Source organism: Cupriavidus necator N-1, from assembly GCF_000219215.1.
Taxonomy (GTDB): Bacteria; Pseudomonadota; Gammaproteobacteria; order Burkholderiales; family Burkholderiaceae; genus Cupriavidus; species Cupriavidus necator.
On sequence record NC_015723.1, the window covers coordinates 1,052,830 to 1,074,326 of the forward strand.

The 21,497-nt window shown below is 66.4% G+C and carries 19 protein-coding genes; 16 read left to right on the forward strand and 3 right to left on the reverse strand.

Going from position 1 to position 21,497, the window contains the following annotated elements; all coding sequences use genetic code 11:
- From CNE_RS22940 to CNE_RS22955, 4 genes are all read left to right on the forward strand, one after another.
- Complete coding sequence (locus CNE_RS22940) at window positions 1-993, forward strand: Bug family tripartite tricarboxylate transporter substrate binding protein (RefSeq protein ID WP_013952669.1); 993 nt, start codon at window positions 1-3, stop codon at window positions 991-993.
- A 220-nt stretch (window positions 994-1,213) separates the two neighbouring features.
- Window positions 1,214-2,194 (forward strand): quinone oxidoreductase family protein, encoded by a 981-nt coding sequence (locus tag CNE_RS22945; protein ID WP_013952670.1) that lies wholly within the window; start codon window positions 1,214-1,216, stop codon window positions 2,192-2,194.
- A 71-nt stretch (window positions 2,195-2,265) separates the two neighbouring features.
- Window positions 2,266-3,327 (forward strand): BKACE family enzyme, encoded by a 1,062-nt coding sequence (locus CNE_RS22950; protein ID WP_010809758.1) that lies wholly within the window; start codon window positions 2,266-2,268, stop codon window positions 3,325-3,327.
- Between the two features lie 260 nt (window positions 3,328-3,587).
- Window positions 3,588-4,583, forward strand: a complete 996-nt coding sequence (locus CNE_RS22955; RefSeq protein WP_013952671.1) for a Bug family tripartite tricarboxylate transporter substrate binding protein — start codon at window positions 3,588-3,590, stop codon at window positions 4,581-4,583.
- Between the two features lie 160 nt (window positions 4,584-4,743).
- Here CNE_RS22955 and CNE_RS22960 read toward each other — a convergent pair whose 3' ends face one another.
- Window positions 4,744-5,655: a TauD/TfdA dioxygenase family protein gene (locus tag CNE_RS22960; protein WP_013952672.1), complete on the reverse strand. Its 912-nt coding sequence runs from the start codon at window positions 5,653-5,655 to the stop codon at window positions 4,744-4,746.
- 127 nt (window positions 5,656-5,782) lie between these two features.
- Here CNE_RS22960 and CNE_RS22965 point away from each other — a divergent pair, with 127 nt between their 5' ends.
- Window positions 5,783-6,808, forward strand: a complete 1,026-nt coding sequence (locus CNE_RS22965; RefSeq protein WP_013952673.1) for an AraC family transcriptional regulator — start codon at window positions 5,783-5,785, stop codon at window positions 6,806-6,808.
- Between the two features lie 140 nt (window positions 6,809-6,948).
- Window positions 6,949-7,761, forward strand: coding sequence for a GntR family transcriptional regulator (locus CNE_RS22970; protein ID WP_013952674.1), 813 nt, complete (start codon window positions 6,949-6,951; stop codon window positions 7,759-7,761).
- A gap of 37 nt (window positions 7,762-7,798) precedes the next feature.
- Here the strand turns inward: CNE_RS22970 and CNE_RS22975 are convergent, their stop codons facing one another.
- Window positions 7,799-8,080 carry a hypothetical protein gene (locus CNE_RS22975; protein ID WP_238553122.1) on the reverse strand — a complete coding sequence of 94 codons (282 nt, stop codon included), beginning with the start codon at window positions 8,078-8,080 and terminating at the stop codon, window positions 7,799-7,801.
- A gap of 190 nt (window positions 8,081-8,270) precedes the next feature.
- Window positions 8,271-10,751 (reverse strand): TonB-dependent receptor, encoded by a 2,481-nt coding sequence (locus CNE_RS22980; RefSeq protein ID WP_148271652.1) that lies wholly within the window; start codon window positions 10,749-10,751, stop codon window positions 8,271-8,273.
- 337 nt (window positions 10,752-11,088) lie between these two features.
- Between CNE_RS22980 and CNE_RS22985 the strand changes: the two genes are divergently transcribed.
- The 10 genes from CNE_RS22985 to CNE_RS23030 all read left to right on the forward strand — a co-directional run bounded on the left by CNE_RS22985 (window position 11,089) and on the right by CNE_RS23030 (window position 21,389).
- The gene (locus tag CNE_RS22985; RefSeq protein ID WP_041228601.1) at window positions 11,089-12,084 is read left to right on the forward strand and encodes a tripartite tricarboxylate transporter substrate binding protein; all 996 of its coding nucleotides are present in this window, start codon (window positions 11,089-11,091) and stop codon (window positions 12,082-12,084) included.
- Window positions 12,084-12,860, forward strand: a complete 777-nt coding sequence (locus CNE_RS22990; protein WP_013952678.1) for an ABC transporter ATP-binding protein — start codon at window positions 12,084-12,086, stop codon at window positions 12,858-12,860. The genes CNE_RS22985 and CNE_RS22990 overlap by 1 nt, the downstream gene beginning before the upstream one ends.
- Window positions 12,857-13,885 carry a PQQ-dependent catabolism-associated beta-propeller protein gene (locus CNE_RS22995; protein WP_013952679.1) on the forward strand — a complete coding sequence of 343 codons (1,029 nt, stop codon included), beginning with the start codon at window positions 12,857-12,859 and terminating at the stop codon, window positions 13,883-13,885. Before CNE_RS22990 ends, CNE_RS22995 begins: the two co-directional genes overlap by 4 nt.
- Complete coding sequence (locus CNE_RS23000) at window positions 13,878-15,083, forward strand: type 1 periplasmic-binding domain-containing protein (RefSeq protein ID WP_041228602.1); 1,206 nt, start codon at window positions 13,878-13,880, stop codon at window positions 15,081-15,083. The genes CNE_RS22995 and CNE_RS23000 overlap by 8 nt, the downstream gene beginning before the upstream one ends.
- 7 nt (window positions 15,084-15,090) lie before the next feature.
- Window positions 15,091-15,903 (forward strand): ABC transporter permease, encoded by an 813-nt coding sequence (locus CNE_RS23005; protein ID WP_013952681.1) that lies wholly within the window; start codon window positions 15,091-15,093, stop codon window positions 15,901-15,903.
- A 17-nt stretch (window positions 15,904-15,920) separates the two neighbouring features.
- A complete protein-coding gene (locus tag CNE_RS23010) occupies window positions 15,921-16,700 on the forward strand; it encodes a quinoprotein dehydrogenase-associated SoxYZ-like carrier (RefSeq protein ID WP_148271653.1) in 780 nt (259 codons plus the stop codon).
- Window positions 16,697-17,668 (forward strand): quinoprotein relay system zinc metallohydrolase 1, encoded by a 972-nt coding sequence (locus CNE_RS23015; RefSeq protein WP_013952683.1) that lies wholly within the window; start codon window positions 16,697-16,699, stop codon window positions 17,666-17,668. The genes CNE_RS23010 and CNE_RS23015 overlap by 4 nt, the downstream gene beginning before the upstream one ends.
- 201 nt (window positions 17,669-17,869) lie before the next feature.
- Complete coding sequence (locus tag CNE_RS23020; RefSeq protein ID WP_013952684.1) at window positions 17,870-19,612, forward strand: PQQ-dependent methanol/ethanol family dehydrogenase; 1,743 nt, start codon at window positions 17,870-17,872, stop codon at window positions 19,610-19,612.
- A 120-nt stretch (window positions 19,613-19,732) separates the two neighbouring features.
- The gene (locus CNE_RS23025) at window positions 19,733-20,056 is read left to right on the forward strand and encodes a c-type cytochrome (RefSeq protein WP_013952685.1); all 324 of its coding nucleotides are present in this window, start codon (window positions 19,733-19,735) and stop codon (window positions 20,054-20,056) included.
- Between the two features lie 79 nt (window positions 20,057-20,135).
- On the forward strand, window positions 20,136-21,389 hold the full coding sequence (locus tag CNE_RS23030; RefSeq protein WP_148271584.1) for an IS256 family transposase: 1,254 nt from the start codon (window positions 20,136-20,138) through the stop codon (window positions 21,387-21,389).
- Window positions 21,390-21,497 lie beyond the last annotated feature (108 nt).

Consider the following 21,497-nt stretch of genomic DNA (forward strand, 5'->3'; position numbering starts at 1 on the left):
ATGTCATCACTGAAAAAGCTGCTCGCCATCACATTGTGCGCCGGGGCAATCATTGCGCTGTGCGCACCGGGGCCCGTGCAGGCACAGGAAGCCTGGCCCGCGCGCCCGATTCAAATGATCGTTCCGTCGTCTCCCGGGTCGGGAACCGACGCGCTGGCGCGGGCCATGGCGCAACGCCTTTCCGAATCACTGAAGCAGGCTGTGGTCGTGGAGAACCGGCCGGGCGGCAGCGGGGTGATCGGGACCAATGCCGTCCTCAAGGCGGCGCCGGACGGCTACACGATTCTCTACACAACGGCATCCAACATGGTGGTTGCGCCGGCCGTCATGAAGTCCGTTTCCCAGGAGGCAAGGAAGAGCCTCGTGCCGATCGCGCAGACAGCCGCGGGTGGGGTGTTGCTGCTGGTTAGCCCGGATCTGCCGGTGCACGACTTGCCAGGACTCATCGAGCTGGTGAAGGCGAATCCGGACAAGTACAGCTATGGCAGCTGGGCCACCGGCTCGTCCGCGCACTTGACGATGGAATGGCTGAAGAAGCAGACCGGCATGAAGACCGAGCACGTCGCATATCGGACATCCAGTCAACTGCTCACTGAGCTTTCCTCGGGGGTGCTGAAGATCGGCTGGACCGATCCCAGCGTGGCGGTTCCGTTCCTGCGTTCGGGGAAGGTGCGTGGCATTGCCATTGTCGGCAACGTGCGCTCGCCACAGCTTGCCAACGTCAAGACGATGAGTGAACAGGGCTACAAGTTCAATACGGTGGGATGGTTCGGCATGTTCGCGCCGGCCGGAACCAGTCCGGCGATCGTGAAGCGGCTGGCCGATGAGGCCAACAAGGTGCAGGCATTGCCGGAGATCGCGGCGCTGATGAAGAGACTGAACTTCGAGCCACCTCCGGTAAAGACCTCCGCGCAGTTGGGCGAGATCGTCCGGAACGATCTGCAAGTCTGGACGAAGATCGCCAACGACGCAGGGATCAAGGTCGACGAATAGGAGCTGGCGCACCTGCGCCAGCGGATCCTTGTCACAAGAAGGAAAGTTCAAGGCGTGCAAGGTAAAGCGGAACGTTGCGCCTTGCCAGATGATTCAATCGTCGCGAAAGACACTCAGACATCAACCGATCCACTGCGTCACCAAATCGGTCTGTCCTTTGGCGAATTCAAGCGGCGATCCGCAGGTGAACGGTCATATTCGATAGAGCACAGGAGACGACATGGCAAAACTCGTTAAGTTTTATGAAACAGGCGGACCCGACGTCCTTCGTTTTGAGGACGGCAGCGTTGGTGAGCCCGGACCGGGGGAGGTCCGCGTCCGCCACGTGGCGGCAGGCCTGAACTTTGCCGATACCTATTTCCGCAGCGGCACTTACAAGGTTCCGCTGCCCAGCGGCATCGGCAACGAGGCTGCTGGCGTGATCGAGGCCGTCGGTGCCGGCGTTAGCCATCTGGCGGTCGGGGACCGTGTGACCTATACGGGATTTACCAACACGCTGGGCGCCTACAGCACGGACCGGCTGATCTCTGCCGATCCGCTGATCAAGCTGCCGGAGGCAATCAGTTGCGAAGTCGCGGCGGCCATGACGATGCGGGGCTTGTCAGCGGCCTACCTGATGCGCCGGATCTACCCCTTCAAGGCGGGCGACTCCATCCTGCTGCATGCCGCGGCAGGTGGTGTTGGCCTGATTGTTTCGCAGTGGGCCAAATTGCTGGGGCTGACGGTGATCGGCACGGTTTCCACCGATGCCAAGGCCGAAGTGGCGCGCGCCCACGGCTGTGACCACACCATCAACTACAGCCATGAGGAAGTGGCCAAGCGCGTGCGGGAACTGACGGACGGCGTGGGCGTGAACGTGGTCTTCGACAGCGTGGGCAAGGACACCTTCATGTCCTCGCTGGACTCCCTCAAGCGCCGCGGCTTGCTGGTGTGCGTGGGTTTCGCCTCCGGCCCGGTCACCGGGTTCGATCCGGCAATTCTGGCCCGCAAAGGCTCGGCATTCCTGACGCGCCCAGGCCTGGCCGACTATATCGCCGATCCTGCCGAGAAGGCGGAACTGGTAGGCGAGCTGTTCGGCCACGTGGCGGCTGGCCGCATCCGCATCGGGATAAATCAGCGCTATGCCCTGGAGGATGCAGTGCAGGCACACCGGGACCTGGAGTCTCGAAAGACCACCGGCTCGTCGATTTTCGTGATTTGACAGCACGACGCAGCTCTCCCATCCAATTCGACATTCTCAAGATTCACATCTCAACCCGGAGATCCATCAACATGAACTTCCTTGACGGCCACCTGTATCCCGAGAACCAGCAGCCTCTGATCATCACCGCCGCTCCCTATGCGCCGGGCTGGATCCCGTCAGACTTCCCGGAAGATATCCCTGTCACCATGGCGGATCAGATCCAGAAGGCGGTGGATTGCTACGAAGCCGGTGCGAGAGTGCTGCATCTGCACGTGCGCGAAGAGGACGGCAAGGGCAGCAAGCGCCTGTCCAAGTTCAATGAGCTGATCGCCGGCGTGCGCAAGGCCTGTCCCGAGATGGTCATCCAGGTGGGAGGCTCTATCAGCTTCGCGCCTGAAGAGGGCCAAGGCGCCAAATGGCTTAGCGATGACACGCGGCATATGCTGGCCGAACTCGATCCGAAGCCCGACCAGGTGACGGTGACCGTCAACACCTCGCAGATGAATGTGACGGAGCATGCTGGTGTGGATGATTTCAAGGGACTGTCGCGAGGGTTCGCGCACCTCTACGATACCTACAAGGACATGGTCGTGCCCTCGAATCCCAGCTGGTTCGAGGAGCACGTTCGACGTCTGACCGCCGCCGGAATTCAGAGTGAGTTTCAGTGCTACAACATCAACAGCTTTGAAACGATTGAGCGGATGATTCGCCGCGGCGTCTACAAGGGCCCGCTGGTGATGAACTGGGTGGCTATCAGCGGCGGCATGGATCAGGCGAACATCTACAACCTGGCAAATATTCTGCGAGCTGTGCCGGACGGAGCCGTGGTAACGGTGGAGAGTTCGGTGCTGAATGTGCTTCCCATCAACATGATCGGCATGGCCTTGGGCCTGCATGTGCGGTGCGGCATCGAGGACGTACTCTGGAACCAGACCCGCACGGGAAAGATGAGCACCGTCGAACAGATCAAGCAGCTGGTGCGTATCGCCGGCGAATTTGGTCGCCCCATCGCGACGGCGCAGCAGACCCGGGAGATCTTGCAGCTTGGGGTCTTCTACGACACGGTGGAAGAGACGCTTCAGAAGAATGGCTTCGCACCCAATCGTAACGGTGGCCACCAGGGCTTCCTGCGCAAGGCCGAATGCATGTAAAGAGCCCTTGGGGGAACTGATGGCCGGGCATCCTCGACCCACCATGTGATTGCCGAAGGCGGGACCCGCGACGGTATGGGTCCCGTTCTTTCGCCTTGCTGCCGTGGACCCTCAAGACCTCGATCGCCGTGTGGCCGATGCTGCGAGCAGGGTTTTCCCTCTGTTTGCGCGAATCGACAACAACTTGTCGTGATCGGTCAAGCCGGTTGACGCGGGGCGATCCGAGAATGGAGAAATGACGGCAATCAAGAGGTACAGACATGAGGAAGCGGACCAATAACTTATGGTGGCGCGGATACGCCTTGGCGATCGGAGTTGGTGTCGTCGGCGGGATGCCCGGGGCTCAGGCCCAGGAGGATTGGCCAAGCAAGCCGATCCGCCTGGTGGTTGGAGGACCTGCCGGCGGCAGCGCCGACGCCTTGGCGCGGCTGCTGGCGGAAGGCCTGCAGAAGGCATGGAGCAAGCCGGTTATCGTAGAAAACAAGCCTGGTGCCGCCGGCGCGCTGGCGATCAGCGATTTGCAGGCCACCGGCAAGGATGGTCATACCCTTCTGGTCATCCAGGGCGGCGTCGTGAGCGAAGCGCCGTTGGCCTACAAGGTCCATTACAAGCCCTTTGCCGACCTGAAGCCCCTGGCCCAGGTCAGCCGGACGGGGTTGGTGCTGGTTGCCAACAAGGATGTGCCTGTATCCAACCTGAAGCAGTTGGTGGACTACGGCAAATCGCAAAAGGACGGCCTGGTTTTCGCGTCTTACGCTGCGGGATTGAGGGGCCACACCTCGGGCATACTGCTCGGGCAACTCACCCACGTGCCAATGCGGCATGTTGGCTACAAGGGCTCGCCTCCGGCGTTGAACGACCTGATGGGCGGCCACGTGCCGCTGATGTTCGATGGGGTGACTACCTCATTGCCGCTGATCAAGGCGGGAAAGATCAAAGCGATTGCGGTGGCCTATCCAAGCCGAATTTCCGCATTGGCGGATGTGCCTACGTTCAAGGAGCTCGGCTACCCGCAGCTGGCGCAGGCAGGCTGGTTCGCCGTGTGGTCGCGCCCGGATGTCGCTCCGGCAGTCCAGCAAAAAATCCGCGAGGCGACGCTGGCGTACTTCAAGCAACCCGGGGTGCAGAACCGCGTCAAGGATATGGGCATGGAGCAGGGGAATGCCGTCACCTCGGAAGAGATGATGGCGGACCTGAAGCAGGCATACCAGCAACAGGCCGCGCTGCTGAAGTCCATAAACTACCAGCCAGAGTAATACGGCAGTCACCTGGCCGCGCAACTGGCTGGGTGACTACCGTTGCGGCAGGCCCCTAGTGAAGCCCGATCACGAGCGTTTGCGCATGAACGCTTCGGCCTGCGGCCACTCGCCATAGCCAAAAGCGGGGTTCAGATGCCCGACCGATCACGTCGATCTTTCAGTAAGTCGCGTCACCGATGATGGCGGTGCGCTCCATCTTCCGGTGGCACGGGGGGTAATCCATCACTGCGTAGTGCTGGGTTGAACGGTTGTCCCAGAACGCAACGCTGTTTTTCTTCCAGCGAAAACGCACCTGGTATTCGGGGATGGTAGCCTGGCTGACCAGGTAGTTCAGCAAATTGCTGGCACCCGGCGCCTTGTCCAGCCCGAAGCGGACGTTGTCGGGCACGTTGTAATTGGTGAAGTGCGTCGTAAAGCTTCCGTTGACGAACAGGATCTTCTCTCCGGTTTCAGGATGGGTGCGCACAACCGGGTGCTCGGCATCCGGGTACTGAGCCTTCAGTGCAAGACGCTTTTCGATCGGCATGGCGGCACCGAAGCTGGCCTCGATGCCGTGGCGCGCGCGTAATGCGGCGATCTTCGTCTTGATCTCCTCGGGCAACTGGTTATAGGCCTCGACCATGTTGACCCACATCGTGTCGCCGCCCACGGGCGGGCACTCGATACAGCGCAGCACGCAGCCTAGCGGTGGCTTTTCGCGCCAGGTGGCATCGGTATGCCAGGAATTCTCGTTACGATCGGGAAGACTGTCCGGGGTTTTGTAGATCTGGACAAGTCCCGGGTAATCGGGATGGCTGCCCACCACCGGATGGTCCTCCAACTCGCCAAAGCGGCGTGCAAAGGCCACGTGCTGCGCGCGCGTGATGTCCTGGTCGCGGAAGAACAGCACGCGATGCTTCAGGAGCAGGGCACGGATTTCCGCCATCTGTTGGTCGTCTTCGGCCGCCGCACCGAGGTTGACGTTGCTGAGCTCCGCACCGATCGTGCAAGTGACTTGCTCGACCTGGATCGAATTGCCCAGAGAGGTTGCGCGGACCACTGCGGGTGCCGCTTTGAGGCGCTGAATCATGAACCCTGTCTCCTATTGTCGATTAGGCCAATCGATCCTTGCGAGTCTGGATGTGACGGGTTTCTCCCGCTTGACAGTACATGACTGGGATTTATCATTCCATGTCAATGTTCTACTCTGACCGCCAATGTCTTCACTAGTCCGCGCTGCGGCCCTCACCAACTACAGCGAGGTCGCTCGAACCGCCGGACTGGACCCGGTGCGGATGCTCCTTGACGCGGGGTTAAGTCCGAGCGTGCTGCGCGAGCCGGACCTCATGATTCCGGTGGAGCGTGTCGGACGATTGCTGCAGGCGTCAGCAACCCTGTCTGGCAACGAGAGTTTCGGACTGTGCATGGCCGAGTCGCGGCTGTTGTCGAATCTTGGGGCCGTAGGATTGCTGATCCGCGACCAGGCGACGCTGCGCGACTCGCTTCGCATGCTGATGCGCTATCAGGCGTGGCTCAACGGTGCGCTGTCGCTGGCGGTAGAGGAGTGCGGCGAACTGGTCATTATTCGCGAGGCGGTCATCGCTGGCAGTGCACATCAGCCCACGCGCCAAAGGGTTGAACTGGCACTGGGGGTAATGGTGCGGCTGATACGCCAGCTTCTCAAGCCCGACTGGGAGCCGCGGCGTGTATGCTTCGAGCACCCGGCGCCGCGGGACCTTAGTACGCACCACCGGTTTTTTGGCCCTTGCGTCGAGTTCGACTATGAATTCAACTGCATCATCTGCGCGAAGGCCGATCTCGACGCACGCAACCCGTCTGCCGATCCGGCCATGGCGCGCTACGCGCAGCAGCTGATAGACGCGTCTGTCATCTCGCAGCAGGCGACCATGTTTGAGGACGTGCGGCGCATTGTCCTGCTGCTGTTGCCCAGCGGACGTTGCAGCATCGAGCAGGTGGCGGACCACCTGGGCGTGGTGTGCCGCACGGTCCAGCGCCGGCTGGCGGAGGAGGGGCAGAGCTTCTCGTCGATCGTCAACGACATCCGCACGGAACTCGCCGCGCGTCATGTCGTCGAAAGCGATCGCCCGTTGACCGAGGTGGCGACGCTACTCGGTTTTTCCGCGCCGAGCGGATTCTCGCGCTGGTATCACGCGCAATTTGGTTGCAGCCCCAAGGAGAGCCGGGCCACACGCGGCACAGTGCGCCGAAAGACGACTGCTTAGCCTGCACCGACCGAAATGCCACGCCCGGCCATCCGCCCGATACGCCACGTAAGGTAAGATCTTGGACGCTGCGAGCGGTGCAGCGCCGATCGAGGGCAACACCCGACCGGTTCCCCAATAATCGGAAGGATTTACCCCTCATGGGCAGACTCAAGACTACCAACACGCCAGAACTGCAGTTGCTGCTTGCGCCGCAAACACCGCAGAATCCGGTCACGCTGGCGGTCGAGCAGGCGCTTATGCATGGACGCGATTGGTCGGCATCCGTTGCTGACCAGATTGCGGTGCGGCTGGCGGGACTGATTACGATCGACGTGATCCACGCAGGCCAACGCCTGCTTGAGAAAGACATCAGCGAGGTCCTGGAGGTCAGCCGTGCTCCAGTGCGCGAGGCCTTGCGCATCCTGGAGCGGGAGCGGCTGATCGAGTTCCGCGCTCGGCGCGGCGCCATTGTCACCGAGCCCAATGCCCAGGATCTGCGGGATATCTACGTCGTGCGGGACGCACTGTTTGCCATTCTGCTCAGGCAGCTGATGGAAGAGCGCGCGGACGCGCTTGATGCGTTATTCGAGCAATTCATGCCGCGGCTCGGCAAGGCCGTCGAGGAATCCGTGGACGCCTATATCAGCGTGACCTTCCTGGCGAACATGGCCATGGCAGACCTGTCGAGCAACCGGCTGGTCGGGGAGCTGCTGAACTCCATCTCGCTGCGGGTCCTGCGCTATGTGCGGTTGGGGCTCGCCTCCCGTCCCGGGTCGCTGGAGAATTCCTTCAAGACCTGGCGTGCCCTGCAGCGCGCCGTAACCAGGCGGGATATCGATGCGGTCCTGGAGACCGCTCACAAGCGCATCGGAAACTCCCGCGAAGCCGCCATCCGTGCACTGGCATCCGGCGTCCGGAAAGGCAAGGCCGGCCCTGCCGGCCACGGCGCTGTGCCAGCAAGCGCTTTCTGAGTCCGCGCGGGCAGGACTGCCCGCTATGGCTCTCCGGTCAAGGGACCGGCGCCCGGCTGGCGAACGCATTCCATTCCCGGAAGACCGTATCCAGGCAGGACGCCGAATCGCAACGGTCCCGCTTCTTGCGGAACGCTGCAATGTCCGCCTCAGTGATTGCCCGCGCCTTGAGCAGGCGCTGCTGGTCGGCGTAGATGCGCTGGTAGCCCATGGAAAACAGCGCGGATTCGCAGATCAGTCGTTGCGCCTGCGTGGCGCTGGCGGGCGTGGCCGACGGATCGCAGTCGATGTCGGTGGCATGCGCGGTGCTCAGGAACATGAGGCCTGCGGATGCCAGGGTGTGGAGGGCGATGCGGACAATGCAGGTCATGACGGGTTGGGGGAGAGGGCTGACGCTCGACGCAAAGGCGCCGTGTCAGGCGAATAGTAGCGCGCCCCGGTTGCGGGCCGACAGGTTCTCATTGCGTGCCGGCCCGCGTCGCATTGCTCAGCGGAACCTGCGTGGCTTGCTACATCCGGAACACCACCCCCAGCCAGAAGCTCCGCGGCGCGCCCGGTGCCACGAACAGCGCGCTGGCGGCATCCCCCGGTGCCACGTGCGGGCGCACCAGGCTGCCGCCGGGGAACACATCATTCGCGATCTGGCCATAGGTCTCGTAGCGCCGGTCAAAGACATTGGCCACGCGCGCATAGATCTCAAACCGCTTGTTCACCTTGTACGCCGCGCGCAGGTTGAGGGTGGCGTAGCCGGGCACATGCCAGTCAGCGGTCTTCGGCGGCACGCCCGGTTGCGGGTCGCTGCGCAGGCCGTCTTCGTTGCCGCTGGAGACGGTGCTTGACACCGCCACCAGGTCGGCGCCAAGCGTCAGGCCGGCCAGTGCCTGCCAGTCGAGGCCCAGCTTGAGCGTATGGCGGGGCAGGCCAGCCATGCGCATGCCGGGCCGGATGTCGATGGTGCGCTCGCCGGCGGCAAGCTGGCCGGCGGCCTGGTAGGTGGCCTGGAGATAGCTGTAGGCAAGCCGCAGCGTGACATCGCCCACGCGCTGGCGGGCGGTGAGGTCCAGGCCCTGGTTGCGGGTGCGGTCGAAGTTGGCGAAATAGCCGAGCTGGGTGTTCGGCGCGCGCAGGAAGAGGATGTCGTCGTGATTGTCGACGCGGTAGAGCGACGCGGTGACTTCGGTGTCCTTGCCGCGGTGCCAGCGCACGCCTGCTTCATAGGAGTGGGAGACCACCTGCTTCAGGTAGGGGTCGGCCTGCAGGCCGGCCGGCAGGCGGCAGGGCCGCGTCGGGTCGGCGCAGCCGAGTTCGAGGACGGTGGGGACGCGGTTGTTCTGGGCGTAGCCGCCGAACACGGTGACGCCGCCGCCCAGCTTCTGCGAGAGCCCCAGCGCCGGGTTGAGGCGGCGGTAGGTAAAGCTCTCGCGCGGCTGTTCGCTGCCGTCGCTGTTGCGCAGGGTGTTGCTTACCGCGACGTGGTTCCACCTGGCCGAAGCGGTCAGGAAGGTGCTGGGGGTCAGCGACCAGGTGTCGGACAGGTACAGGCCGAGCATGCGCGAGCTGCCGCCGACGCCGGAGAACAGGGCGTTGGGGGCGTCCGGGTCGGCCACCGCGCCGCGGTCGTCGGTGAAGGTGCCGGGCTGGGCGTACTGCGAGTAGGTCAGGCGGCTGCGGTCCAGGGTCAGGCCGGCGTTGAGCAGGTGGTGGTCGGTCTCCCTGGCCATGCTCAGCGCCATGCCGACGGTCTGCTGCCACATATGGGTGGTGTTGATCACGGCGGGATGCAGCCCGGCGCCTTCGGCCCGGGTCATGCCGCAGGCGTCGCCGCGCGGGCTGCCGTCGGGCGCAAAGCCGTCCTCGCAGTCTTCGGCATAGGCCTCGTAGGCGGGGTTGACATCGCCGTTGGTGGTGTCGCGGCGGCTGGTGCGCACATAGGCCAGCGCCGCGGCGCTGGTCTTGTCGTCGAACCAGTGGCGGCCGTTGACGGCGACCTGGGTCAACTGGTTGCGGGTCTGGTCGGGGTAGGTGTACACGGCGCGGCGGTTGGCCTGGTAGAGGTCTGGCAGCGTGCCGTTGCCGCTGGCGCGGAAGCTGGGCACCAGCCCGTTGCCGGTCAGCGTGCTGCGGCCGTGCAGCACGGACACGTCCCAGCTGTCAGTGTCGCCCGCATAGCCAGCCTTGGCGAAGACGTTGCCAAGCCGGCCGCCCGACTGGTCGCGCCAGCCATATTCCTGGAACAGGGTGCCGGCCGCGAATGCGTGCCAGCCGCCGTCGCTGCGCACGCCGCCGGACAGGTCGGCGCGCTTGCGGGCGCCGCTGCCGTAGGACAGGTCGGCCGTGAAGCCGGGCGAGTCCAGCCCGGAACGGGTGGTCATGGCCAGCGCGCCGCCCAGGGTATTGAGGCCGTAGGCCGGGTTGGCACTGGATACCAGCGACACGCTCGCCAGCGCGGCTTCCGGGATCATGTCCCAACTGACCACGTCGCCGAAGGGCTCGTTGACGCGGATGCCGTCCAGGTAGACCGACAGGCCCTGCGGCACGCCCGGAATGGACGAGGCACGGAAGCCGCGGTAGGTGATGTCGGTCTGGAACGGGCTGCCCTGGATGTCGTTGACGTTGACGCCGGCCAGGTTGCGGGACAGGTACTCGGCCAGGTTGCCGGCGCGCGACCGGTCCAGGTCATCGCCGCGCGCGGTCTGCACGGTGTAGGGCACCAGGTCGCTGTCCACGCCGATGCCCGGCAGCGGCGCGGCGGCCACCACCAGGACTTCCGGCAGCATGGCGCTGTCCTGGTTTGGGACAGGGGTGTCCTGCTGCGCAACAGCGGGCCGCTGGGCCATCAGGGCGACCGCCACGGCAATCGCGGTGGCGGCGCCGCGGCTGGCCCTGCCGCGGCAAGCCACGGTGTCGCGCGGCGCCTGCCCTGGCGGTGCGGGGCGGGGGTTGGGCTGGCATGTTCCGTCTCCTCCGGATAAGCGGTGCGATACCTGCATTGGGTAGCGCTTGCCCGGAGCTGAGCAGGTTTCATACCGTGCATCGGGAGTTCGGGACTTGCGCGGCGAGAGGCCCGAGGGACGCGCTGGCCAACCCGCCTTGCGCCGGTGCCTGTCACAAAACAGGACAGCCGCGGGCACAAGCAGCGGGCCGGTGCTCCACCATGGGACAGTCGTGCGCGGCGCACCGCACAAGGCACGGCCTGGCCGCAGCGTCCGGGAGTGCGTCCGGCACGGCCAGGCAACGCCTGGCATGGAGCGCGGCCCCATGCTGCGCTGCACATGGTATCGGCCTTGCTCTGTTCACCCGCATCAACACTCTGCCTGGTGCCCAGCCATGTTCCGCCGCCTCGGTCGCTGCCTTGCCTGCCTGATGTTGCCGTGCCTCGGCCTGGTCCATGCGGGCGCCGCGCTGGCCGAGGGCGCGCACGGGTATCCGTCGCGGCCGATCACGCTGGTGGTGCCATGGCCAGCGGGCGGCGCCACCGATATCTCCATGCGCATCCTGGCGGAGCTGGCCGGGCGTGAGCTGGGGCAGCCGATCGTGGTGGAGAACCGGCCGGGCGCCGGCGGCACGCTGGTGGGTGGCTTGCTTGCCGCGGCGCGGCCGGACGGCTACACCATCGGCCAGCTGCCGCTGACGGTGTATCGCTTCCCGCATCAGCAGAAGACCGCCTGGCAGCCGCTGCGCGACATCCAGCCGGTGCTGATGATCTCGGGCTACACCTTCGGCATCGTGGTGCCCACAGACAGCCCGTTGCGCTCGCTGCGCGACCTGATTGCCTGGGGCCGCGCGCATCCGGGCGAGCTGACCGTGGGTTCCACCGGCATCGGCACCACCGCCCATCTGGCGATGGAGGACGTGCTCGGGCGCAGCGGCGTGCGCTATATCCACGTGCCGTATCACGGCACCGCTGACCAGATGCTGGCGGTGGCCAACGGTTCGCTGATGGCGGGGGTCAATTCCACCGGCTTCGCGCCCTTCGTTGAGATCGGCAAGCTGCGCCTGCTGGCCGTGTTCAGCGCGCAGCGCTCACCGCGCTGGCCTGAGGTGCCGACGGTAAGCGAGCTGGGCTTTGCCGATGCGGTCCATAACTCGCCCTACGGCATCGGCGTGCCGCGCGGCACCGATCCGGCAATCGTCGGCCGCCTGCATGACGCGTTCCGCGCCGCGATGCAGCAGCCGCGCCACCTTGCGGAACTGGCCAGGTACGACCAGGAACTGACTTACCTGAATACCGCGCAATACGATGCCTTCCTGCGCCATGCGTGGGAGACCGAGCGGACCTTTGCCGGGCGCGTGGGCACCGCGCGGCCCGGGGGGCAGCTGTGATGGCCATGCAGGCACCACCGGCGCTGTGCTGCGACGCCGTGCGCAAGGCGTTCGGCAGCCGCGCGGCCCTGGACGGGGTCTCGCTCAGCGTGCGGCGCGGCGAGTTCGTGGCACTGCTCGGGCCCAACGGGGCGGGCAAGACCACGCTGTTCCAGATCCTCAGCGGCCTGTTCGTGGCCGATGCGGGGCAGGTCACGGTCATGGGCAGCGACATGCGGCGCGATCCGGTGCGTGCGCTGGCACGGCTGGGCATCGTGTTCCAGCAGCCGGCCATCGACCTGGACCTGCCGGTGCTGGCCAACCTGCGCTTTCACGCGGACCTGCACGGGCTGCCGCGCCGAGTGGCGGCGCAGCGCATCGCCCGGCTGCTCGATGACTTCGGGCTGGCGGCGCGTGCGCGCGCACCGGTGCGCGAGCTTTCTGGCGGCAACCGGCGCAAGGTGGAACTGGCGCGCGCGCTGCTGCATGAACCGGCCATGCTGCTGCTGGACGAGCCGACGGTGGGGCTGGACCCGGCCTCGCGCGCGCAGCTGGTGGCCGATGCCCGGCGGCTGACGGCGCGGGCGCAGGCCGGCGTGCTGTGGGCCACCCACCTGGTGCAGGAGGTGGAGCACGCCGACCGCGTGATCGTGCTGGACCGCGGCACCGTGCGTTTCGACGGCACCCCGGCCGCACTGCGCGGCGCTGCGGCGTGCGACACCCTGGAGGGCGCCTTCCTGGCCATGACGCCGCCGGCCCCTGTCACTGACCCGGCTGCGAGGCGCGTACCCGCATGAACAAGATGCCATCCCCCGTCTGGTTTGCCTTTACCTTGCTGCTGGTTACGACGCTGCTGGTTGCCGCCGGCCTGGCCGAAGGCGCGCAGGGCGGCGCCGCGCCCCCCGTCGGCCAGGCTACCAACCAGGTCTTCGTCTCGAGCGAGAAGGACGATGCCCTCGCCGTCTTCGATGCCCGCAGCCGGCAGCTGGTCGCGGTATGGCGGCAGTGCAAGCGCCCGCGCCACCTGCAGCTGTCGCCCGACCGCACGCGCCTGTACGTGGCCTGCAGCGACGACAACCGGGTGGATGTGGTCGATGTGGCCAGCCGCAAGACCGTGGCATCGCTGCCGGTGGGGGACGATCCGGAGTTGTTCGATCTCAGCCAGGACGGCCGCACGCTCTATGTCTCGAATGAAGAGGACGGGCTGCTGTCGGCCTACGACACGGCTTCGGGCAAGCGCGTGTTCGCGCTTAGGGTGGGCGAGGAGCCGGAGGGCGTCAGGGTCAGCGCCGACGGCAGGCATGTGTACGTGACCTCGGAGGTGGCCAACCTGGTCCATGTCATCGACGTGGCCTCGCGCAAGGTGATCCGCAATATCCAGGTCGGCAACCGGCCGCGGCGGCTGCTGCTGGTGCGCGGCGGCAAGGAGCTGTGGGTGTCCAACGAGCTCTCGGCCAGCGTCAGCGTGATCCGCACCGATACCTTCGAGGTGGCCCAGACCATCGCCTTCGCGCCCCGGGGCTTTCGCGCCGAGGACGTGACCCCGGTGGGCATGGCGGCCAGCGGCGACGGCACGCGCGCCTATATCGGGCTGGGCCGCGCCAACCATGTCGCGGTGGTCGAGGTGGCGTCGCGCCGGGTGCAGGACTATGTGCTGGTCGGCCGCCGCGCATGGGGGCTGGCGCTGAGCCGCGACAACGCGCGGCTTTATGTCGCCAACGGCCTGTCCGACGATGTCAGCGTGGTGGACACCGCCAGCCGCAAGGCGGTGGCCACGCTCAAGGCGGGCCGGGTGCCGCATTCGGTGGCGATCGATGACTGAGCGCTCGCGTGCGTGGTGGCAGTGGTGGCGTGCCGGGTTGGGCGCCATGGCGTTGGCGTGGCTGCCTGCCGCGGTGCACGCTGCCGAGGTGCGCGTGGCGGTCGTGTCGCAGGCCGACGACGCGCGCTATGCGCCCCGGCGCCTGGCGCAGCGCTATCCCGGCCAGCCGCAGGGCCGTGCGCTCGACGGCGCCCAGGTGGCGGCCGCGGAAGCGCGCGTGGCGCTCGAGGCCGCGGGCCAGTCGCTCAGGCTGGAAGCCCAGGAAGCCCGCACCGGCGCCGAGGTGGCCCCGCTGGTCGCTGCGCTGGCGCGGCAGGGCACGCGCTATATCCTGCTGGACCTGCCGTCGGCGTCGGTCAGGGCGGCCGCGGGCGCGGTCAGGCCGGGCGAGGCCTTGTTGTTCAACGTGTCCGCCGATGACGACGCGTTGCGCGGCGCCGGCTGCGCGCCGGTGCTGCTGCACACGCTGCCCAGCCTGCGCATGCGCGCGGATGCGCTGATGCAGTACCTGGTGTTGCGCAAATGGCGCCGCGCCCTGCTGCTGAGCGGCCCGTCCGCGGCCGATGCGGCGCAGCGCGATGCGCTGGTGATGTCGGCGCGGCGCTTTGGCATTGCCTGGTCGGGGCAGCGCACCTTCAGGCTGTCCAACGACCCGCGTGAGCGCGACCAGGCCAACCTCGGCCTGCTGACCGGCGGCGTGGACTATGACGTGGTGGTGGTGGCCGATGCCGACGGCGAGTTCGCCCGCGGCGTGCCCTACGCCACGCTGCTGCCGCGCCCGGTGGTGGGCGCCAGCGGGCTGGGCGCGCAGGCGTGGCACTGGGCCTGGGAGCGCAATGGCGGGCCGCAGCTCAACCGGCGCTTCATGCGGGCGGCGGGCCGTCCGATGACCGGCTACGACTGGGCTGCATGGGTGGCGGTCAAGGCCATCGCCGAGAGCGTGGCGCGCCTGCCCAGGGCCGGGTTTGCCGGACAGGCGCAGGCGCTTGCCGCCGGGCAGGTGGTGGTGGACGGCTTCAAGGGGCCGCCACTGTCGTTCCGCCGCTGGGACCGCCAGCTGCGCCAGCCGGTGTTGCTGGCTCACCCTGACGGCGTGGTCGGCATGGCCCCGGTGGAAGGCGTGCTGCATCCGAAGAACAACCTCGACACCCTGGGCGCCGATGAAGCCGACACGGCGTGCCGGACCCCATCCGCGTAGCGCACCCATGGCCTCCATCCTGATCCATCGCTGGCGCGCGCTGCGCGCGGTTTGCGGGCGCGAGCTGCGCAAGTACCTGCGCCAGCCCGGGCGCCTGCTGTCGTCGCTGGTGCGCCCGCTGCTGTGGCTGCTCGTGTTTGCCGCGGGCTTCCAGAACGCGCTGGGCGTCGCCATTGCGCCGCCCTATGACACCTACATCGAATACAAGATCTACGTGGCGCCCGGACTGCTGGGCATGATCGCGCTGTTCAACGGCATGCAGTCGTCGCTGGCCATGGTGTACGACCGCGAGATGGGCGTGATGCGGCTGCTGCTGACCGCGCCGCTGCCGCGGGGCTGGCTGCTGGGTTGCAAGCTGGCGGCGGGCACGGTGCTGTCGCTGCTGCAGATGGCCGCGTTCCTGCTGGTGGCGATGGCCTTCGGCATCCGCTTCGAGTCCCTGCACCTGCTGGCGGCGACGGGCGCCATGGCGCTGGCCGCGCTGATGCTGGGCGCGCTGGGCCTGCTGCTGTCGGTCCATGTGCGCCAGCTCGAGAACTTTGCCGGCACCATGAACTTCGTGATCTTCCCGATGTTCTTCATCAGCTCGGCGCTGTATCCGCTGTGGAAGCTGCAGGAGTCGGGCGCGGAGCTGGTGTACCAGCTGGCCCGCTTCAATCCCTTCACCCACGCGGTCGAGGCGATCCGCTTTGCGCTGTACGGGCAGGTGGCACCGCTGAGCCTGGCGGTGGTGGCGGGCAGCGCGGTGGTGTTCTTCGCGCTGGCGCTGCAGGGCTACGACCCGCAGCGCGGCATGGCGCGCCGGGGGCAGCAGGCATGAGGCGCCGGACGCGGGGCATGGTCCTGCTGATGGCGGCCGCACTGGGCATGGCCAGTCCGGCGGTACCGGCTGCCGGGGCAGCGGACGCCGTCATCGCGCACAGCGATCCGCTGCAGTCGCCGCAATGGGCCTGGATCCAGAAGGAGCTGCTGCAGACTGGCCCGGTGGTGTTCGACAGCCGCGTCAGGGTGACCGGGCCGGCGTTTGCGGAAGACCCCATGCGCGTGCCGATCGCCTTCGATGCCTCGGCGCTGGGCGAAGTGGATCGCATCGTGGTGGCGGTGGACCGCAACCCGATCCGCGAGGTGCTGGCGTTCGAACCGCTGCGGGTGCGCCCGTCGCTGTCGTTCCGCTTCAAGCTGGAACAGGCATCGCCGGTGCGGGTGGCGGCGCGCACGCGCGATGGCACCTGGCATGTCGGCAGCGTGCTGGTCGATGCCGGCGGCGGGGGCTGCACGGTGCCCGGCGCCACGCGCCGCGACGGCAGCTGGAGCCGCACGCTCAACCGCGTGGACGCGCGCGTGTTCCCGGGCTTCGGCGGGGCCGCGGCACGCGTGCGGCTGCGCGTGATGCATCCGATGGATACCGGCCTGGCGGCAGGCATCCCGGCGTTCCATATCGAGACCCTGGTCCTGAATGACGCGGCCCGGCAGCCGCTGCTGCGACTGACGCTGCATGAGCCGGTTGCCGAGAATCCGATCTTCTCCTTCGACCTGCGCGATGCCGTGCCGCCGGGCATGACGGTGGCCGGCCACGACAACAACGGCAACCGCATCGCGGCGCGGGTGTCCCCATGAAGCGACGATTGCTACTGTGGTTGCTGCTATGCCTGGCGGGCCAGCCCGTGCCGCCGGCACTCGCCCAGCAGGCCGCGCTGCAGCCTCCTGACTACCGCCTGGCCCCGCGCGAGATCGCCGCGGGCGTGTGGCTGCTGGAAGGCGCCAATGCCGACTTCGCGCCCGGCAACGGCTGCAACATCATCAATACGGCGTTTATCGACACCGGCGACGGCGTGGTGGTCATCAACACCGGCCCGTCGCGGCTGTATGGCGAGCAGCAGCGCAAGGCGATTGCATCGGTCACGGCCGCCCCGGTGCGGCTGGTGCTGAACCTGAACCTGCATCCAGACTATTTCTTCGGCAACCAGGCCTATGCCGATGTGCGCGGCAGCGCCCTGGCCGGCACCATCGACGGGGCGCGGCGCGAGGGCGCCGCTTATGCCGACAACCTCTACCGCCTGTGCGGCGACTGGATGCGCGGCACCGAGTCCGTGCCGGCTGCCCACGCGCTGGCGCCGGGCCGCCGCACGATCGGGCGCCATACGCTGGAGCTCGTGCGCCTGGACGGCCATACCGGCGACGACCTGGTGGTGCTGGACCACAGCGCGGGCGTGGTCTTTGCCGGCGGACTGGTGTTCCGGCAACGCATTCCGACCACGCCGCACGCGGATATCGGCCGCTGGCTGGCCAGCCTGGACCGGCTGCAGGCGCTGCTGGCCGACAGCGGGGCGCGCGTGCTGGTCCCCAGCCACGGGCCAGTGCCTGCGGCCGGCGGCGGCGCAGAGGCCATCGCGCAGACGCGCGGTTACCTGCAATGGCTGGATACGCGCCTGCGCGAGGCCGCGGCGCAGGGGCGGGACCTGGCCGAGGTCATGGCGATGCCGGTGCCGCAGCCCTACGCGCACTGGGCCGCGATGCCCGCGGAGTACCTGCACAACGTCGGCCATCTCTACCCGGCGCGCGAGGAAGCCGCGCTTGGGCACTGACGCCGGCCAGCCGTGGCGGGCTGTTCAATTCTGGAGCAGCTGCAACGCAGTGTTGCGCGCTGGCACGGCTGCCATCACGCAGCGGGGCCGCAACCGGCGTGCTGGTGCGGGGATGCGACTGGCATGGGAATTGCCAAAGGCATGTCTGGTGTGTGGCGCAGTGGCGCACCAGGGAAACCCAAAACAAGAGAGGAGATGGCAATGAGGACGTTACGAGTAGTGATGGCGGTTGCGGCTGCCGCGGCCAGTCTGGCCGCGCAGGCGGCAGTGACCGATGCCATGATCGAGAACGACGCAAAGAGCCCCGGCGATGTGTTGTCGTGGGGCATGGGCCCGCAAGGCCAGCGCTATTCCACGCTGTCGCGCATCAATACGAAGAACGTCGGGCAGCTGGTGCCGGCGTGGTCGTTCTCGTTTGGCGGCGAGAAGCAGCGCGGGCAGGAATCGCAGCCGCTGATCCATGACGGCAAGATGTTCGTGACGGCCTCGTATTCGCGCATCTATGCGCTGGACCTGAAGACCGGGCGCAAGCTCTGGAAGTATGAGCACCGGCTGCCCGAAGGCATCATGCCGTGCTGCGACGTGGTGAACCGCGGTGCGGCACTCTACGACAACCTGGTGATCTTCGGCACGCTCGATGCGCAGCTGGTGGCGCTGGACCAGAAGACCGGCAAGGTGGTGTGGAAGGAGAAGCTGGAAGACTACGCTGCCGGCTATTCGTACACGGCGGCGCCCATGATCGTCAAGGGCATGGTGCTGACCGGCATCTCGGGCGGCGAGTTCGGCGTGGTGGGCCGGGTCGAGGCGCGCGATGCCAAAACCGGGCAGCTGGTGTGGTCGCGGCCGGTGGTGGAAGGCCATATGGGCTACAAGTACGACAAGGACGGCAACAAGACCGAGAACGGCGTGACCGGCACCGCCAACGCAAGCTGGCCGGGCGAGACCTGGAAGACCGGCGGCGCCGCCACCTGGCTGGGCGGCACCTATGATCCGGCCACCGGGCTGGTGTACTTCGGCACCGGCAATCCGGGCCCGTGGAACAGCCATATCCGCAAGGGCGACAACCTCTACTCGGCCTCGACGGTGGCGCTGGATCCCGCCACCGGCAAGATCGTCTGGCACTACCAGAACACCCCGAACGACGGCTGGGATTTCGATGGCGTCAATGAGTTCGTGACCTTCGACCTGGACGGCAAGCGCATGGGCGGCAAGGCTGACCGCAATGGCTTCTTCTACGTCAACGACGCGGCCAGCGGCAAGCTGGTCAACGCCTTCCCCTTCGTCAAGAAGATCACCTGGGCCACCGGCATCGACCTGAAGAGCGGCCGCCCCAACTACATCGCCGAAGGCCGTCCCGGCGACCCCGCCGCCGGCAGCGACGAGAAGAAGGGCAAGTCCGTGTTTGCCGCGCCGGGCTTCCTTGGCGGCAAGAACCAGCAGCCGATGGCTTACAGCCCGCAGACCGGCCTGTTCTACGTGCCCGCCAACGAGTGGGGCATGGATATCTGGAACGAGCCCATCAGCTACAAGAAGGGTGCTGCCTTCCTGGGCGCGGGCTTCACCATCCGTCCGCTGAACGAGGACTATATCGGCACGTTGCGGGCCATCAACCCCAAGACCGGCAAGATCATGTGGGAGGTCAAGAACAGCGCGCCGCTGTGGGGCGGGGTGATGACCACCGCCGGCGGGCTGGTGTTCTGGGGCACGCCGGAAGGCTACCTGAAGGCGGCCGACGCCAGGACCGGCAAGGAGCTGTGGCAGTTCCAGACCGGCAGCGGCGTGGTGGCGCCCCCGGTCACTTGGGAAGAGAACGGCGAGCAGTACGTGGCGGTGGTGTCCGGCTGGGGCGGTGCGGTGCCGCTGTGGGGCGGCGAGGTGGCCAAGCGCGTGAACTTCCTGGAGCAGGGCGGCTCGGTGTGGGTGTTCAAGCTGCACAAGAGTTGAGCCGGCGGGAGGTGACACGGTCCGGCGCACGCGCGCATCGCATCATGGGTGCGCGGCGTGCGCCGGGCGCGGTTGCAACAGGACGAAACGGGTCGAAATGGGACGAAGAGGGACACAGGTATGAAGAAGGAATGGATGGCGCTGGCGGTGGTTTCGGCGCTGCTGCCGGGCGCGGCACTGGCCGGCACGGCCGCCGACATGCAGGCCCTGGCCGACAAGAGCGGCTGCTTTTCCTGCCATGGCATGCAGTCAAAGCTGGTGGGGCCGGGGTTTGCCGAGGTGGCCGCCAAGTACAAGGGCGACAGCCAGGCGGCGGAGCGGCTGGCAAAGAAGATCCGCGAAGGCGGCAAGGGCGTGTGGGGGCGGATTCCGATGCCGCCGCATGGCAGCCTTGGCGAGGATGACGCGAAGAAGCTGGCGGAGTGGGTGTTGAGTGCCAGCTGAGGCGAGCCTGTCAGATTTCTTGTGTGTTGAGGTCATGAGACGATATCGAAAGAAACGCCTTATGACCGAAACAACAAGCATGACCAAGAAGAGAAAGAAATCGAGCGCGCCGAAGCTGTTTCCGGATGAGTTGATCGATCAACTGCTGGCTCAGGTACAGAACAAGGACGCCGAGTCGATTCTCGGTGAATCAGGCTTGGCCGGCCTGCTCAAGAAGCAGTTGGCCGAGCGTATGCTTGCCGCCGAACTGACGCACCATCTGGCCAGCGAGGCCAAGCAAGGCAAGAGCGGCAATCACCGCAACGGCAGCAGTGCAAAGACCGTCATCACGCCCAACGGCGAGCTGGAACTGGACATTCCGCGCGACCGGCAAGCCACCTTCGAGCCGCAACTGGTCGCCAAGTACCAACGCCGGCTGTCCGGCTTCGACGACCACGTAATCAGCATGTATGCACGCGGGATGAGCGTGCGTGAGATTCAGGGCCATTTGCAGGAACTGTATGGGCTGCAGGTCTCGCCTGACCTGATTTCCACCATCACCGACGAAGTGCTGGCCGAGGTCGACCAATGGCAGCAGCGCCCGCTGGAGGCGATGTACCCCATTGTCTACTTCGACGCGCTGCGCCTGAAGATCCGCGACGAAGGCACCGTCAGGAACAAGGCGGTGTACCTCGCGCTGGGCATCCGCGCCGATGGGCGCAAGGAAGTCCTCGGCCTGTGGATCGAGCAGACCGAAGGCGCCAAGTTCTGGCTCAAGGTCTTCAACGAGCTGAAAAACCGCGGCCTGGACGACATCCTGGTCGCCGTGGTCGATGGCCTGCGCGGCTTCCCCCAGGCCATCGAGGCCGTCTACCCGGCCGCGCAAATCCAGACCTGCATCGTCCACCTGATCCGCAACTCGCTCAACCTGGCGAGCTGGAAGGATCGCAAGGGCCTGGCGACCGCGCTCAAGCCGATTTACCAGGCTGCCACGGCCGATGCCGCTGCGACTGCGCTGGATGCCTTTGCCGGCAGCGACTGGGGCCGCAAATTCCCGACGGTGGCCGACATGTGGCGGCGGCAATGGGAGCAGGTCATCCCGTTCTTCGCCTATCCGCCGGAAGTGCGCAGAATCATCTACACCACTAATGCCATCGAGAGCATGCACATGCAGTTGCGCAAGATCGTCAAGAACCGAGGCCACTTCCCCAGCGACGAAGCCGCCAGCAAGCTGCTGTACCTGGCCTTGCGCAACATCGAGAAAGATTGGAAGATGCCGCCCATCACCTGGAAACAAGCGGCCAACCAGTTCGCCATTCTCTTCGGTGACCGCTTCACCAACGCCCTACGCTGAGATTTATTTAACCGACCTCAGCACACAGAATTCCTGACACCTCCGCTGAGGCCGGCGACTGTCTTGACGATGCCGGCTTGCCGGCAAGGTACCCCGGCTGGCGCCTGC

Excerpts from the sequence above, each read along its gene's own strand:
- CNE_RS23005 (WP_013952681.1), top strand. The coding sequence starts at position 15,091 with ATGGCCTCCATCCTGATCCATCGCTGGCGCGCGCTGCGCGCGGTTTGC.
- CNE_RS23015 (WP_013952683.1), top strand. The coding sequence starts at position 16,697 with ATGAAGCGACGATTGCTACTGTGGTTGCTGCTATGCCTGGCGGGCCAG.
- CNE_RS23030 (WP_148271584.1), top strand. The coding sequence starts at position 20,136 with ATGACCAAGAAGAGAAAGAAATCGAGCGCGCCGAAGCTGTTTCCGGAT.
- CNE_RS22940 (WP_013952669.1), top strand. The coding sequence starts at position 1 with ATGTCATCACTGAAAAAGCTGCTCGCCATCACATTGTGCGCCGGGGCA.
- CNE_RS22945 (WP_013952670.1), top strand. The coding sequence starts at position 1,214 with ATGGCAAAACTCGTTAAGTTTTATGAAACAGGCGGACCCGACGTCCTT.
- CNE_RS22965 (WP_013952673.1), top strand. The coding sequence starts at position 5,783 with ATGTCTTCACTAGTCCGCGCTGCGGCCCTCACCAACTACAGCGAGGTC.
- CNE_RS22980 (WP_148271652.1), bottom strand. The coding sequence starts at position 10,751 with ATGCAGGTATCGCACCGCTTATCCGGAGGAGACGGAACATGCCAGCCC.
- CNE_RS23000 (WP_041228602.1), top strand. The coding sequence starts at position 13,878 with ATGACTGAGCGCTCGCGTGCGTGGTGGCAGTGGTGGCGTGCCGGGTTG.
- CNE_RS23020 (WP_013952684.1), top strand. The coding sequence starts at position 17,870 with ATGAGGACGTTACGAGTAGTGATGGCGGTTGCGGCTGCCGCGGCCAGT.
- CNE_RS23025 (WP_013952685.1), top strand. The coding sequence starts at position 19,733 with ATGAAGAAGGAATGGATGGCGCTGGCGGTGGTTTCGGCGCTGCTGCCG.
- CNE_RS22960 (WP_013952672.1), bottom strand. The coding sequence starts at position 5,655 with ATGATTCAGCGCCTCAAAGCGGCACCCGCAGTGGTCCGCGCAACCTCT.
- CNE_RS23010 (WP_148271653.1), top strand. The coding sequence starts at position 15,921 with ATGGTCCTGCTGATGGCGGCCGCACTGGGCATGGCCAGTCCGGCGGTA.
- CNE_RS22990 (WP_013952678.1), top strand. The coding sequence starts at position 12,084 with ATGGCCATGCAGGCACCACCGGCGCTGTGCTGCGACGCCGTGCGCAAG.
- CNE_RS22985 (WP_041228601.1), top strand. The coding sequence starts at position 11,089 with ATGTTCCGCCGCCTCGGTCGCTGCCTTGCCTGCCTGATGTTGCCGTGC.
- CNE_RS22955 (WP_013952671.1), top strand. The coding sequence starts at position 3,588 with ATGAGGAAGCGGACCAATAACTTATGGTGGCGCGGATACGCCTTGGCG.
- CNE_RS22975 (WP_238553122.1), bottom strand. The coding sequence starts at position 8,080 with ATGTTCCTGAGCACCGCGCATGCCACCGACATCGACTGCGATCCGTCG.
- CNE_RS22995 (WP_013952679.1), top strand. The coding sequence starts at position 12,857 with ATGAACAAGATGCCATCCCCCGTCTGGTTTGCCTTTACCTTGCTGCTG.
- CNE_RS22970 (WP_013952674.1), top strand. The coding sequence starts at position 6,949 with ATGGGCAGACTCAAGACTACCAACACGCCAGAACTGCAGTTGCTGCTT.
- CNE_RS22950 (WP_010809758.1), top strand. The coding sequence starts at position 2,266 with ATGAACTTCCTTGACGGCCACCTGTATCCCGAGAACCAGCAGCCTCTG.